Source organism: Micromonospora sp. NPDC049801 (assembly GCF_040656575.1).
Classification (GTDB): Bacteria; Actinomycetota; Actinomycetes; order Mycobacteriales; family Micromonosporaceae; genus Micromonospora.
Genome location: NZ_JBFAMS010000007.1, coordinates 52,842 through 65,360 on the forward strand (window position 1 = coordinate 52,842; position 12,519 = coordinate 65,360).

A 12,519-nucleotide genomic window follows, 5' to 3' on the forward strand; every position below is an offset into this window, starting at 1 on the left:
GGGGGAGGATCAGGCGACCGGGGCCTTGCCGAGGGCGACCTCGGCGTCTTCCTCCGGTGTCGCCTGCGCCGGCGCCTCGTTGGCGGTGCGCAGCGGGATCTCCTTGATGAACCAGGCGAGCACCGGGATCGCCACGGTGAACAGCACGGCCCAGAGGAACACGTGCGAGATCGCGTCGGCCAGGCCGCTGAGGACCAGCTCCTGCGCCTGGGCGGGGAGCTGCTTGAGCTTCTCCAGGTCCATCCCACCGCCGCTGGACTCGCCGCCGAAGGCCGCGCCGGCGGCGGAGTCGGCCAGCCGGTTGGCGAAGATCGCGCCGAACAGCGAGATGCCGAACGAGCCGCCGATCGACCGGAAGAACGTGGCCGCGCCACTCGCCGCGCCCAGGTCCTTCTGCTCCACGCTGTTCTGCGCGATCAGCATCGAGGTCTGCATGAGGAAGCCCATGCCGACGCCGAGCACGACCATGTAGAGCGAGGACGTCAGCTTGCTGGTGTTGGTGTCGAGCATGGACAGCAGGGCCATGCCGCCGGCCATCACCACACCACCGACGATCGGGTACGCGCGGTACTTGCCGTTCTTGGTGATCGCCCGGCCGACGGCGAGCGAGACGACGAGCATGCCGAACATCAGTGGCAGCAGCAGCAGACCGCTGTTGGTGGCCGAGGCCCCCTGGACGGTCTGCTGGTACAGCGGCAGGAAGTTCATGGCGCCGAACATCGCGAAGCCGAGCAGGAAGCCGACCACCGAGATCAGCGCGAAGTTGCGGTTGGCGAAGAGCGTCAACGGCAGGATCGGCTCCGGGACCCGACGCTCCACCAGGCCGAACGCCACAAGCGTCACCAGCGCCAACGCGGCGAGGCCGAAGATCTGCGGCGAGGTCCAGTCGTACTCGTTGCCGCCCCACGTGGTGATCAGGACGATCGCGGTGATGCCCACCGAGAGCAGCCCGGCGCCGAGCCAGTCGATCCGGTGCTCGGTCCGGTACTTCGGCAGGTGCATGGTGGTGATGAGCACGAGCAGCGCGATGCCACCCAGCGGCAGGTTGACGTAGAACGCCCACCGCCAGGAGAGGTTGTCGGTGATGAAGCCACCGACCAGCGGGCCGGCCACCATGGCGATGGCCATGATGCCGGCGATCATGCCCTGGTAGCGCCCGCGCTCGCGGGGCGGGACCAGGTCGCCGATGATCGCCATGACGCCGACCATCAGGCCGCCCGCGCCCAGGCCCTGCACGGCCCGGAAGGCGATGAGCTGCACCATGCCGTCCTCGGGCCCGCCGAAGATCCCGGAGCCGGCCATGCCGCAGAGGGCCGAGCCGACGAGGAAGATGACGACCGAGGTCAGGAAGACCGACTTGCGGCCGTAGAGGTCACCGAGCTTGCCCCAGATCGGGGTGGAGACGGTGGTACCCAGGACGTACGCGGTGACCACCCAGGTGAAGTGGTTGAGGCCGCCGAACTCGCCGACGATCCGCGGCAGCGCGGTGCTGACGATCATGTTGTCGAGCATCGCGAGCATCATCGCGATCATCAGCCCGAACAGCACGACCCGTACATTGGGTCGCACGTCGGCCTGGGTTGCCTGAGTCATGGGTAAGCTCCCCCCGAGGTTTGTCGTACTTACTTGCCGCCCGGCTAGTCACCTTACTAGCCGCACGGTAAGTTGGATACCGGCACGCGGTCAAACGAATTGGAGGGCGTGGGTGAGGGAGAGCACAGGCGGCACCCGGGAGCGGATCAAGGCCGTCGCGTTGGAGCTCTTCACCGAGCAGGGGTACGAGAAGACCTCGCTACGGGAGATCGCCGAACGCCTCAACGTCACAAAGGCCGCGCTCTACTACCACTTCAAGAGCAAGGACGACATCGTCGCCAGCTTCGTGGAGGATCGGCTCGACCAGATGGACGCGCTGACCACCTGGGGCGAGTCACAGCCGGCGACCCTGGAGACTCGGCGCACGCTGATCTCCCGCTACGCCGACACGATGTTCGGCGGCGACATGCCCTCGGTGATGCGCTTCTTCGAGCAGAACCAGACCGTGCTCAAGAGCCTCTCCTCCGGCCAGCAGATGCGCGGCCGGATGATGCAGCTCGCCAACGCGCTCTGCCGCGGCGACGACTCCCCCGCCGCCCAACTCCGCGCCGCGCTGTCCCTCTTCGCCGTGCACACGAGCTGGTTCGCCGTACGGGCGCCGGGCATCACCGACTCCGAGCGCCGCCGGCTAGCGCTGGAGGTCGCCGACGAGTTGCTGGCCGCGATCGGCACTCCGCGAGACGGGGACGCCACCCCGACCAGCCCGGCCAACGCTCGCGGCTGACGGGCCGACGGTCAGCCGCGGGACAGCTCCAGCCGCAGGCCGAGCAGAGCCACTCCGGCCGCCGGCGACCAGTCCTTCTCCGGCGTCCGCACGAACCCGAGACGCTCGTAGAGCCGGTGGGCCGACACGGCCATCCCCGCGCGGACGCAGATCACGACCGCCGTGCAACCCAGCTCGGCGGCCCGGTCGACGCAGGCGCGCGCCAGCGCCACGCCGACACCCCGCCCCTGGGCGGCCGGGTCGACGGCCAGCATGCGGAACTCCGCCTCGCCCGGCCCGGACAGCTCGGCGAACAGGGTGCCCGGCAGCACGAAGGTCACCGAGCCGAGCACCGATCCGGTCGCCTCGTCCACCGCGACCAGCACCTCGCCGGCGGCGGCCCGGGTCGACACGTCGGCCAGTACCGCCGCGTAACCGTGCTCACCCTTGAGCTGACCATCCGCCTCGTACGCGGCCACGGTCAGGCGGGCGACCCCCGGGAAGTCGGCCGGATCGGCGAGCCGGACCAGCAGGCCGGTCAACCGATCACCGCGATCAGGTCACCGTCCTGCACCACGTCGCCCTCGTGGACGGCGAGCTGCTGGACCACGCCGTCGGCCTCCGCGACGACCGGGATCTCCATCTTCATCGACTCGAGGATCACCAGGGTGTCGCCCTCGGACACGGTGTCGCCCGCCGACGCGACGACCTTCCAGACGTTCGCCACCATCTCGGCGCGGATCTCCTCGGCCATGTCCACGGCCCTCCCTTTTCGCGATGTGCCTGCCGACGTATCCAATCACGCGAGGCTGGGGCATGGGTGCGCAGCGGCGCGGGTCGGCCCCGGCGGCAGGGACGGGGTGTCGGTCGCACTACCATCAGCGGGTCGGACCCGACGCCGGGCGGCGGCGTGGATGCAACCGGCGCGAGGCCGCGCGCGAGACGGATCCGACCCATCACGAGGAGGTCAGCATGGCGAAGAAGGCCCGGAAGAAGAAGGCCCGGAAGAAGAGCAGCGCGAACCACGGTAAGCGCCCCAACTCCTGAACGTGCCGACGGGCCGACAGCCCGTCGACGGTCAGCTCACCCCGGCCGAGGCCGGGTACACCGGTGGCCCGGGTCGGTATCGACCCGGGCCACCGGCGTGTGTGTGCTCTGGTACGCCGACGCTCAGTCGGCCAGCTCGCGGGAATCGCTCGTCTCGAAGACCACCAGCTCGGTGAGCTTCACCCGCAGCCGCTCACGCAGCTGGTCCGGCGCGGTCTCGTTGCCGCAGCAACGCGCGACCAGCGCCCGCACCTCCTGCTCGAGCCCGTACTCGCGCAGGCACGGCCCGCACTCGTCGAGGTGGTGCCGGATCAGCGCGCGCCGCTCGTCGGCGCACTCGAGATCCAGGTAGAGGTAGACCTCCGCGAGCACCTCGCGGCAGTCCGTCTCGTGCGGCTCTCCACAGCTCACGTCACACCTCCCGGCTGGCAGCGGCAGCGGTCGAGCCCTTCGCGGACCGGGCCGGGCTGAAGCCCCGCTCCGCGGCGTACTGCTCGAGCAGCTTGCGCAGATTACGACGGCCGCGGTGCAGACGCGACATCACGGTGCCGATCGGCGTGCCCATGATGTCGGCGACCTCCTTGTAGGAGAAGCCCTCGACGTCGGTCAGGTAGACAGCCAGGCGGAACTCCTCCGGCAACTGCTGGAGGGCTTCCTTCACGTCGCTGTCCGGCAGCCGGTCCAGAGCCTCGGTCTCGGCCGAACGCAGACCGCTGGAGGTGTGCGACTCGGCCTCGGCGAGCTGCCAGTCGGTGATCTCCTCGGTCGGCGCCTGGATCGGCTGGCGCTGCCGCTTGCGGTAGGAGTTGATGTAGGTGTTGGTCAGGATCCGGTAGAGCCAGGCCTTCAGGTTCGTGCCCTGCTCGAACTGGTGGAAGGCGGCGTACGCCTTCAGGTACGTCTCCTGGACCAGGTCCTCGGCATCCGCCGGGTTACGCGTCATGCGCAGCCCAGCAGCGTAGAGCTGATCGACGAATGGCATCGCGTCCCGTTCGAACCGGGCCCTGCGCTCGTCCGTCTTCTCGGTGGTCAACCGCACATCCCCTCGCGTCGGATGCTTTCCCGCCGAGGATACGCGCACGGACCTGCCCACAGATTCACTTCCGGCCGGTGTGCTCGTGCTCACCGCACCCACCCCGCCCGGTCCCGCTGTCACGGGCCAGTCCGGACCATCCAGCAGCCGCCGTAGCTGCCGGGCGTCCCGCTCGTCCCGTTCCAGGCTTCGTGTCTCGGTCGGCACCGGTCACCCCCCTCGCAGAAAAGTCGTCCGGGGTTAGTAACGCGAGATGACCACTGGGGCATTCCGTCCGGCTCTCCCGTTCCTGGTCCCGGCCCCGGAGACGCCGGCGCTGGGACCAGGAAGGGCCTGGGAGGACTGGTGACACCTGTCCGGTTCGGACGGGCGGCACCATCGGATGCAACGACCCGCGCCCAGCACCGGAAACGGTCCCTGAGGTCAGTCGGCTGTCCAGCCGTGGGAGCGCAGCCAGTCCCGGACGACCGCGCCCGTGCCGGCGGGGTCACGTCGCAGGTCGTGCGTTTCCCCCGGCCGGGTCACGACCCGCACGCCCGGCCCGGACCCGGGCACGCCGAACGGATCCCGGTCGCCGTTGACGACGAGCGTCGGCAGACCGGTGGCGAGTTCGGCGGCCCGGGACCGCTCCGGCTTGCCGGGCGGGTGCAGTGGAAAGGCCAGCGCGAGGACGCCGGCCGCGCCGACCGCGCCGGCCGTTCGGCAGGCGACCCGCGCGCCACTGGAACGACCACCGACCAGGAGCGTGGGTACGTCGGTGTGCCGCTCGCGCAGCACGGCCAGCACCGCCGTCCACGCCTCGTCGAGGTGCCCGGCGGGGGCCGGCGCGCGACGGCCGGCGACACGGTAGGGCTGCGTCACCCGGACCACCGTCAGGCCGGCCGTGACCGCCGCGTCCCGAACCGCGAGCAGGTCGGGGGCGTCCACGCTGCCGCCCGCCCCGTGCCCGAGCACCAACAGGGCGACCGGCGCGCGAGCCGTCGCGACGCCGGCCGCCCGGCCCGACGCAATGGTCGGACCGACCGGTGGGTCGGTGTCGATCCGCGCCGGACCGCGCGGGGTGTCGATCTCTTCGCTGGGCAGCACCGGCCCATTCTGCGCCGACCGGGCCCGTCACCGGGATCGGTTCGCCGCGCTGGTCGGCTCAGCGGCGCGCGATGGTCAGCTCAGCGGCACCAGCGTGAGCAGGCGGTCGCGGACCGGAGGGCCGGCGTCGTCGACCGCGTCCGGGTCGGGTTCGACCTCGCCGCGCCACGCGACGAGCATCGCCCGCCGCTCGCGGGGGGTGGTCGCCCCCCAGACGCCGTGACAGTCGCCGACCTCCAACGCCCATGCCAGGCAGGAGCCCTGCACGTCGCAACTGCGGCAGAGTGCGACAGCGGCGTCCGCCGGTTCGTTAGGTGCCGGAAAGAACGTCTCCGGATCGACGCTCTGGCACGTCCCTCTGGTGCGCCACGCTTCGTCCTGTCGACGTTCTCGCAGAGCCCGCAGCAGCCGCGGATCTCTGCGTGCCGCAGCCACCTCGTGCGGGCGGGGCATACGCGCCCGTGTCATTTCACCCACCTCCCCCGTGGGACCGGCAGGATCGGTGAAGTCGTCCGCCCCGTGCGAACCGACAGCCACTACCGGCGCTGTGTTGTATCGCACTTTCGGACACCGGGACAAGGGGCTTTCAAGAACATGGCTGAACGGCCAGGCGACGAATCGATCAGAACCTGGCAAATCGGCGCTCGACGATGCCTCTCATTCTCAGAACAGGGTCAACTCCGGTGGGGACGACATTGACGGAACGGACACGCGAGCGGTCAACTCCGGGCCGTCGTTGCGCACGTCGCCCACCGCCGGCCCGACCGGGCGGATCTCCAACCCGGCGAGAAGGTCGGACGACGCGGGGGCGAGCAGACGCTCCGGCTCGTCGCACGGCGTCAGCCACGACGACCACCGCTCGGGGGCCAGCAGTACCGGCATCCGGTCGTGCACCTCGGCCAGATCGCCGAGCGCCGCGGTGGTCAGCACGCTGAAGGTGAGCCGGCTGTCCGCCCCGGACTCCCAGAACGACCAGATCCCGGCCAGGGCGAGCACCGAGCCGTCGGCCGGGGTCATGAAGTACGCCTGCCGGCCGCCATCGGGCCGGCGGACCCACTCGTACCAGCCGTCCGCCGGGACAAGGCACCGGCGGCGGGCGAACGCCCCGGCGTACGCCCGGCTGGTCGCCACCGTCTCGGCCCGTGCGTTGATCATGCGGGCGGCGCCGGCGGCGGACCGCGACCAGTGCGGCAGCAGACCCCAGCGGGCGACGCAGAGGCTGCGGTGCCCCTCGGGGCTGAGCCGGACCAGCGGGACGCGATCGGTGGGCGCGACGTTGTGATCCGGCCGGAGCACCCCGTCGGTGTCGTCGGACGACTCGAACAGGGCGCTCAGCTCACCGGCGCCCCGGGTCGTCGCGTACCTGCCGCACATGCGCTCACGCTAACCCGCCGAGGGCCCCGCCTGCTGTCCCGCCAACCGGGAGTACGCAAGCCGGCCGACGTCACCCACCCGCAGACAGGGCAGAATGTGACCGTGGGGAATCTAACCGCGACCCGGCCGCCACAGCCGTGGGCCGCACCGACTGCGTCCGACCCGGTGGCGGCGACGCTGCGCCTACCCGGCTCCAAGTCGATGACCGCACGTGCCCTGGTGCTCAGCGCCCTGGCCGCCGGGCCGTCGACCCTGGCCGAGCCGCTGCGCGCCCGCGACACCGAGCTGATGTCCGCCGGTCTGCGCGCGATGGGCGCGCACGTCTCGATCAGTGACGACGAGCGCTGGCTGGTCCGGCCGCACCCGCTGGTCGGCCCCGCCCACGTGGACGTGGGGCTGGCCGGCACCGTGATGCGGTTCCTGCCGCCGGTGGCCGGCCTGACCGACGGGCAGGTCACCTTCGACGGTGACCCGTACGTCCGCACCCGGCCGCTCGGCCGGCTGGTCGACGCGCTGCGCTCGCTGGGCGTCCGGATCGACGTCGCCGGCACCGGCAGCCTGCCGCTGACCGTGCTCGGCACCGGCGGGGTCACCGGCGGCGAGGTGACGATCGACGCCTCCGTGTCCAGCCAGTTCGTCTCCGCGTTGTTGCTGGCCGCCCCGCGCTTCGACCGGGGCGTGGTGGTACGCCATGTCGGCCCGCCGGTGCCCTCCGCGCCGCACCTGCGGATGACCGTGCAGATGCTGCGGGCCGCTGGCGCCGCCGTCGACGACAGCACCCCCGACGTGTGGACCGTCGAGCCCGGCCCCCTCACCGGGCGCGGCTGGGACATCGAGCCGGACCTCTCCGGCGCGATGCCGTTCTTCGCCGCCGCCCTGGTCACCGGCGGTGAGGTGACGCTTCAGGGCTGGCCGCACCGCAGCGCGCAGCCGGTCGAGCAACTCCGCTCCCTGCTGCAGCGGATGGGCGGCGAGGTCACCCTCTCCACCGACGGGCTGACCGTCCGGGGCACCGGGGTGGTGCACGGCCTGACCGCCGACCTCTCCGAGGTCAGCGAGCTGACCCCGGTGCTGACCGCGCTGGCCATGCTCGCCGACTCACCCTCGGTCTTCACCGGCGTCGAGCACATCCGCGGCCACGAGACCGACCGGCTCGCCGCCCTCGCGCAGGAGTTCACCGCGCTCGGGGCCGACGTCACCGAGACGCCGGACGGCCTCGCGATCCGGCCCCGGCCGCTGCGCGGCGGGATCTTCCGCACCTACCACGACCACCGCATGGCGCACGCCGCGGCGGTGGCCGGGCTCGCCGTGCCGGGCATCGAGGTGGACGACGTCGGCTGTACCTCCAAGACCATGCCCGAGTTCCCGGCGCTATGGTCAGCGATGGTGACCGGCAAGTGAGCGTCCCGGACGCGCACTGAGAGCTGACGCGGAAAAGAGGACGGGTCCTGGCGACCAAGCGGCGGGAGTACGACGAGGACGACGTACGGGTGCGGCCCGGGAAGTCGTCGCGTCCGCGTACGCGCACCCGACCTCAGCACTCCGACGCGGTGGACGGCTTCGTCATCGCCGTCGACCGGGGGCGCTACCAGTGTGTGCTGTCCGGCGCCGAACGGGGAGCGGTCGGCGCCGAGCTGCCGACGGTGACCGCGATGCGGGCCCGGGAGCTGGGCCGCAAGTCGGTGGTCGTGGGTGACCGGGTCAGCCTCGTCGGCGACACCTCCGGCGCGCAGGGCGCTCTCGCCCGCATCGTCCGGATCGCCGAGCGCCGCTCGGTGCTGCGCCGCACGGCCGACGACGACGAGACCACCGCCGAGGGCCGGTTGGAACGTGTCGTCGTGGCAAACGCCGACCAGTTGGTGATCGTCAGCGCGTTGGCCGACCCGCCGCCGCGCACCGGGTTCATCGACCGCTGCCTGGTGGCCGCGTACGACGCGGACGTCGAGCCGCTGCTCTGCCTCACCAAGGCCGACCTGGCCGGCCCGGAGGAGGTGCTGGGCTACTACACGGAGCTGGAGCTGCCGTACGTGCTCAACCGTCCCGACGCCGACCTGGGCGCGCTGCGCGCGCTGCTCAGCGGCCGGGTGTCGGTGCTGGTCGGGCACTCCGGGGTGGGCAAGTCGACGTTGGTGAACCGCCTCGTCCCGGACGCCGCGCGCGCGGTCGGGGTGGTCAGCGCCATCGGTCGCGGCCGGCACACCTCCACCAGCGCGGTGGCGCTGCGGCTGCCACCGGTCCCCGGTGTCGACACCGACCCCGGCTGGATCATCGACACCCCGGGCATCCGTAGTTTCGGGCTGGCGCACGTCTCCGCCGACAGCCTGCTGCACGGGTTCCCCGACCTGGTGGAGGGCACCGTCGACTGCCCGCCGAACTGCCCGCACACGGCCGACGAGGCCGACTGCGGGCTGGACGCCTGGGTGGCCGCCGGGAAGGCGGACCCGCGCCGGCTGGCGTCGTACCGCCGGTTGCTGGCCTCCCGGGCCGGCGACGGCGACGCGCGCGGTGAGGGCGACCAGCGCGGGCCCGGCGAGGGCGACCGGCGCGGGCCCGACGAGTGACCCGGTGGACGTCGGCTAGGTTGCCGGCATGACCGGGTACGCCGACGACCTCGCCCTCGCCCATCTGCTCGCGGACCGCGCCGACGCCATCGCCACGGCCCGGTTCCGGGCGCTCGACCTGCGGGTGGACACGAAGCCGGACCTGACACCGGTCTCCGACGCGGACACCGCCGTGGAGCGGGAGATCCGGGCGCTGCTGACCGAGCACCGGCCCGCCGACGGGCTGCTCGGTGAGGAGTACGGCGCGCGGCCGGCCACCGAGCCGGGTGGCCGCCGGTGGATCGTCGACCCGATCGACGGCACCAAGAACTTCGTCCGGGGGGTGCCGGTGTGGGCCAGCCTCATCGCGCTGTACGACGGTGACCGGCCGGCGGTCGGCGTGGTCTCCGCCCCCGCGCTGGGACGGCGCTGGTGGGCGAGCGCGGGCGCGGGCGCGTACGCCGGTCCCGGTCCCGACGCGGGCGAGCGGATCGGCGTCTCCGCGGTACGCGACGTCGGCGACGCGAGCGTCTGCTACTCGTCGCTGACCGGCTGGGAGGACGCCGGGCGGCTCGACGCGCTGCTCGACCTGCTGCGGGCCGGCTGGCGCAGCCGGGCGTACGGCGACTTCTACGGCTACATGCTGTTAGCCGAGGGCGCGTTGGAGGTGATGGTCGAACCGGAACTGTCCCTGTGGGACGTGGCGGCGCTGGTGCCGATCGTCACCGAGGCGGGCGGCACGATCACCGATCTGACCGGTCGACCCGCGCCGACGGGTGAGCCCGGCACCGAGAGCAGCGTGGTGGCCACCAACGGTGTGCTGCACGCCGACATCCTCGCCCGTCTGGATCGACCAGCCGAGCGCTGACTGCCGACAACCTCTATCCTCGCCAGGTGGTCTCCTCCGGCTGGTGCTTCCTCGCGGCGATGATCGTCGCGTACGGCTTCGCCAACCTGCTCCAGTCGGTGGCCGCGGCGCGCACCACCGTGCACCACACCTTCGATCCGGGTCTGCTGCTGAGACTGGCCGGGCACCGGACGTACCTGATCGGGCTGACCTGCCAGATCGGCGGTTTCGTGCTCGCCTTCCTGGCCCGGCGCGATCTGCCCCTGTTCCTGGTGCAGGCGAGCGTGGCGGCCGGGCTCGGGGTGACCGCGATCATCGGTGTGCTGGTGTTGAAGTGGCGGATGCCGATGGCGGAGGTGGCCCTGCTGGCCCTGCTCTTCGCCGGGATCACCGCGCTGGTGCTGGCCGCGCGGCCGGCGCCGTCGAAGCAGCTCGGCACCGCCGGCTCGATAGCCCTGCTGGTGGCGCTCGGGGTCATCGCGGTGCTCGGCTTCTTCGCCGTCCGGCTGCACGGCGCCCCCGGTTCGGTGGCGCTGGGCTCGCTGGCCGGTCTGGCGTTCTCCTCGGCCGCCGTCGCGGCCCGGCCGCTGGCCTCCGCGCCGTCGGCCGAGGCGTTCCTCGCCGACCCGCTGTTCTATCTGCTGATCGGCCACTCGATCGTCGGCCAACTGCTGCTCGGCCTGGCCATGCAGCGCGGTTCGACGACCGCCGCGGTCGCCGCCATGGACGCCGCCGGAGCGGTGCCCGCGGCGATCGTCGGCCTGCTGCTGCTCAACGACAAGATCTGGCCGGGGCGCGAGTGGCTGGCCGCCGCCGGTTTCCTGGTCACCCTGGCCGCCGTGATCGGCCTGACCCGGTACGCCCAGCCGCAGCAGCACCGCGCGGCGGCCCGCCGCAGTAACCGGGACATGGTCGGCGCCGGCCGAGCCGCCTGACGCGAAAGCCCACGCCGCCGCCTGAGACGAGAGCCCACGCCGCGTCACGCGGACGCGGCGTGGGCTCTGCCGTCCTTCAGGCCTCGACGGGCTTGCGGCGACTCGCCACCCGCTCGTAGAGACGTTCCAGCGCGGCCGCGGTCCGTTCCCAGGTGTAGCTGCTACGGACCCGGTCCACGGCGGCGTGACCGTAGGCGAACCGGCCGGCGTTGTCGGCGAGCAGCCGGCGCAGGGACAGCCCCAGCGTCCGGACGTCACCGGGTGGCACGAGGCGGCCGGTGACCTCGTCGACGACGGCGTCCGCCAGGCCGCCCATCGCGTAGCCGACAACCGGTACCCCGCACGCCATCGCCTCCAGGGAGACGCGGCCGGCCGAGGAGTAGTGCGGAGTGCAGGCCACCACGTCGGCCGAGCGGTACCAGGTCGCCATCTGGTCGTGCGGTACGGCTCCGACGAGGCGTACCTGCTCGGCGACCCCGGCGCGTTCGGCCAGTTCGCGCAGGCGGCGTGCCTCGGTGTGGTGGGACAGTTGGTCGGCCGGTGGGCCACCGGCGATCACCAACTCGGCGTCGCCGACCAGCCGCATCGCCCGGATCAGGTCGTCCTGGCCGTGCCCCGGGGACAGCCCGCCGACGGAGAGGATCCGGGACCGCTGTTCGCGCGGAGCCGCCTCGCCGTCCGGGTGGAACTGCGCGGTGTCCACCCCGGCCGGCACCATCGCCACGGATGTCCGTTGCAGGCCCATCCGGGTCAACTCGTCGACCTCGTCGTTGGACTGGGCCACGGCGATGTCCACCGCCCGGGTCAGCGCCCGTTCCAGCGGGATGCGCTCCCCCGGGCCGTCGTACCCGCCGCCGAGGTGGCGCAGCTGCTCCACACCGAGCGAGTGGAAGGTCTGTACGACCGGGATGTCGGTCTCCCGGACGGCGTGCGCGGCAGCCAGCCCACCGATCCAGTAGTGCCCGTGCACCACCTCGGGACGCCAGGCGCCGCCCCACTCGTCGGTCAGCCAGCGCCCGAACTCGGTGACGTGCGGGACGAGTCCGGCGGTGGGCAGGGCGGTCGGCGGACCGACTGGCACCCGGTGCACCCGGTAGCCGTCGACGTCCAGCGTCGCCGGCAGTTCCGGGTCGTCCCGGCGCTCGTAGATCCGGACATCATGGCCTCTGCCCGCCAACTCGGCGGCGACCCGCGCGATGTGTTGTCGAGTGCCGACCGGCGGGCCGTCGGCGTGCCGGTACGAACTGCTGTGCGCGCAGACGAGGCCGACGCGCATGGGTCACCTCCCTGCGATCTTTTCCTCGGCGGTCCCGGTCAGAGCGTCCCATTAACCTGCGCGCGCCGAGTCGAAACCTGGCAGA

At 72.2% G+C, this 12,519-nt stretch carries 14 protein-coding genes; 5 read left to right on the forward strand and 9 right to left on the reverse strand.

Annotated elements, in window-relative coordinates; translation table 11 throughout:
* Positions 1 to 9 precede the first annotated feature (9 nt).
* Entirely contained in the window at positions 10 to 1,593 is a 1,584-nt protein-coding gene (locus AB0I89_RS14765; RefSeq protein ID WP_357125861.1) for an MDR family MFS transporter, read from the reverse strand.
* A gap of 112 nt (positions 1,594 to 1,705) precedes the next feature.
* Here AB0I89_RS14765 and AB0I89_RS14770 point away from each other — a divergent pair, with 112 nt between their 5' ends.
* The gene (locus AB0I89_RS14770; protein ID WP_357125864.1) at positions 1,706 to 2,317 is read left to right on the forward strand and encodes a helix-turn-helix domain-containing protein; all 612 of its coding nucleotides are present in this window, start codon (positions 1,706 to 1,708) and stop codon (positions 2,315 to 2,317) included.
* A gap of 11 nt (positions 2,318 to 2,328) precedes the next feature.
* On the opposite strand, the gene AB0I89_RS14775 is transcribed toward AB0I89_RS14770, so the two are convergent.
* The 7 genes from AB0I89_RS14775 to AB0I89_RS14805 all read right to left on the reverse strand — a co-directional run bounded on the left by AB0I89_RS14775 (position 2,329) and on the right by AB0I89_RS14805 (position 6,836).
* The gene (locus tag AB0I89_RS14775; RefSeq protein WP_357125867.1) at positions 2,329 to 2,838 is read right to left on the reverse strand and encodes a GNAT family N-acetyltransferase; all 510 of its coding nucleotides are present in this window, start codon (positions 2,836 to 2,838) and stop codon (positions 2,329 to 2,331) included.
* Positions 2,835 to 3,056, reverse strand: coding sequence for a biotin/lipoyl-binding carrier protein (locus AB0I89_RS14780; protein ID WP_007464729.1), 222 nt, complete (start codon positions 3,054 to 3,056; stop codon positions 2,835 to 2,837). The genes AB0I89_RS14775 and AB0I89_RS14780 overlap by 4 nt, the downstream gene beginning before the upstream one ends.
* Positions 3,057 to 3,466: 410 nt before the next feature.
* Positions 3,467 to 3,754, reverse strand: coding sequence for a mycothiol system anti-sigma-R factor (rsrA, locus tag AB0I89_RS14785; protein WP_355050536.1), 288 nt, complete (start codon positions 3,752 to 3,754; stop codon positions 3,467 to 3,469).
* A 1-nt stretch (position 3,755) separates the two neighbouring features.
* Positions 3,756 to 4,583, reverse strand: coding sequence for a sigma-70 family RNA polymerase sigma factor (locus tag AB0I89_RS14790; protein ID WP_355050537.1), 828 nt, complete (start codon positions 4,581 to 4,583; stop codon positions 3,756 to 3,758).
* A gap of 216 nt (positions 4,584 to 4,799) precedes the next feature.
* Positions 4,800 to 5,462 (reverse strand): alpha/beta family hydrolase, encoded by a 663-nt coding sequence (locus AB0I89_RS14795; protein ID WP_357125873.1) that lies wholly within the window; start codon positions 5,460 to 5,462, stop codon positions 4,800 to 4,802.
* A gap of 75 nt (positions 5,463 to 5,537) precedes the next feature.
* Positions 5,538 to 5,930: a WhiB family transcriptional regulator gene (locus tag AB0I89_RS14800; protein WP_355050539.1), complete on the reverse strand. Its 393-nt coding sequence runs from the start codon at positions 5,928 to 5,930 to the stop codon at positions 5,538 to 5,540.
* 195 nt (positions 5,931 to 6,125) lie between these two features.
* A complete protein-coding gene (locus AB0I89_RS14805) occupies positions 6,126 to 6,836 on the reverse strand; it encodes an SOS response-associated peptidase (protein ID WP_357125878.1) in 711 nt (236 codons plus the stop codon).
* A gap of 102 nt (positions 6,837 to 6,938) precedes the next feature.
* On the opposite strand from AB0I89_RS14805, the gene aroA reads away from it, so the two are divergent.
* The 4 genes from aroA to AB0I89_RS14825 all read left to right on the forward strand — a co-directional run bounded on the left by aroA (position 6,939) and on the right by AB0I89_RS14825 (position 11,158).
* Positions 6,939 to 8,237 carry a 3-phosphoshikimate 1-carboxyvinyltransferase gene (gene aroA, locus AB0I89_RS14810; protein ID WP_357125881.1) on the forward strand — a complete coding sequence of 433 codons (1,299 nt, stop codon included), beginning with the start codon at positions 6,939 to 6,941 and terminating at the stop codon, positions 8,235 to 8,237.
* A gap of 251 nt (positions 8,238 to 8,488) precedes the next feature.
* A complete protein-coding gene (rsgA, locus tag AB0I89_RS14815; protein ID WP_357126550.1) occupies positions 8,489 to 9,397 on the forward strand; it encodes a ribosome small subunit-dependent GTPase A in 909 nt (302 codons plus the stop codon).
* 28 nt (positions 9,398 to 9,425) lie between these two features.
* Positions 9,426 to 10,244 carry a histidinol-phosphatase gene (gene hisN / locus AB0I89_RS14820; RefSeq protein WP_357125886.1) on the forward strand — a complete coding sequence of 273 codons (819 nt, stop codon included), beginning with the start codon at positions 9,426 to 9,428 and terminating at the stop codon, positions 10,242 to 10,244.
* Positions 10,245 to 10,303: 59 nt separating this feature from the next.
* On the forward strand, positions 10,304 to 11,158 hold the full coding sequence (locus AB0I89_RS14825; RefSeq protein ID WP_357126553.1) for a hypothetical protein: 855 nt from the start codon (positions 10,304 to 10,306) through the stop codon (positions 11,156 to 11,158).
* Between the two features lie 76 nt (positions 11,159 to 11,234).
* On the opposite strand, the gene AB0I89_RS14830 is transcribed toward AB0I89_RS14825, so the two are convergent.
* Entirely contained in the window at positions 11,235 to 12,434 is a 1,200-nt protein-coding gene (locus AB0I89_RS14830; RefSeq protein ID WP_357125889.1) for a glycosyltransferase, read from the reverse strand.
* Positions 12,435 to 12,519 lie beyond the last annotated feature (85 nt).

What these genes read in the sequence shown, in the direction of transcription:
- hisN (WP_357125886.1), top strand. Translation starts at nt 9,426, where the DNA reads ATGACCGGGTACGCCGACGACCTCGCCCTCGCCCATCTGCTCGCGGAC.
- AB0I89_RS14805 (WP_357125878.1), bottom strand. Translation starts at nt 6,836, where the DNA reads ATGTGCGGCAGGTACGCGACGACCCGGGGCGCCGGTGAGCTGAGCGCC.
- AB0I89_RS14825 (WP_357126553.1), top strand. Translation starts at nt 10,304, where the DNA reads ATGATCGTCGCGTACGGCTTCGCCAACCTGCTCCAGTCGGTGGCCGCG.
- AB0I89_RS14765 (WP_357125861.1), bottom strand. Translation starts at nt 1,593, where the DNA reads ATGACTCAGGCAACCCAGGCCGACGTGCGACCCAATGTACGGGTCGTG.
- AB0I89_RS14830 (WP_357125889.1), bottom strand. Translation starts at nt 12,434, where the DNA reads ATGCGCGTCGGCCTCGTCTGCGCGCACAGCAGTTCGTACCGGCACGCC.
- AB0I89_RS14800 (WP_355050539.1), bottom strand. Translation starts at nt 5,930, where the DNA reads ATGACACGGGCGCGTATGCCCCGCCCGCACGAGGTGGCTGCGGCACGC.
- rsgA (WP_357126550.1), top strand. Translation starts at nt 8,489, where the DNA reads ATGCGGGCCCGGGAGCTGGGCCGCAAGTCGGTGGTCGTGGGTGACCGG.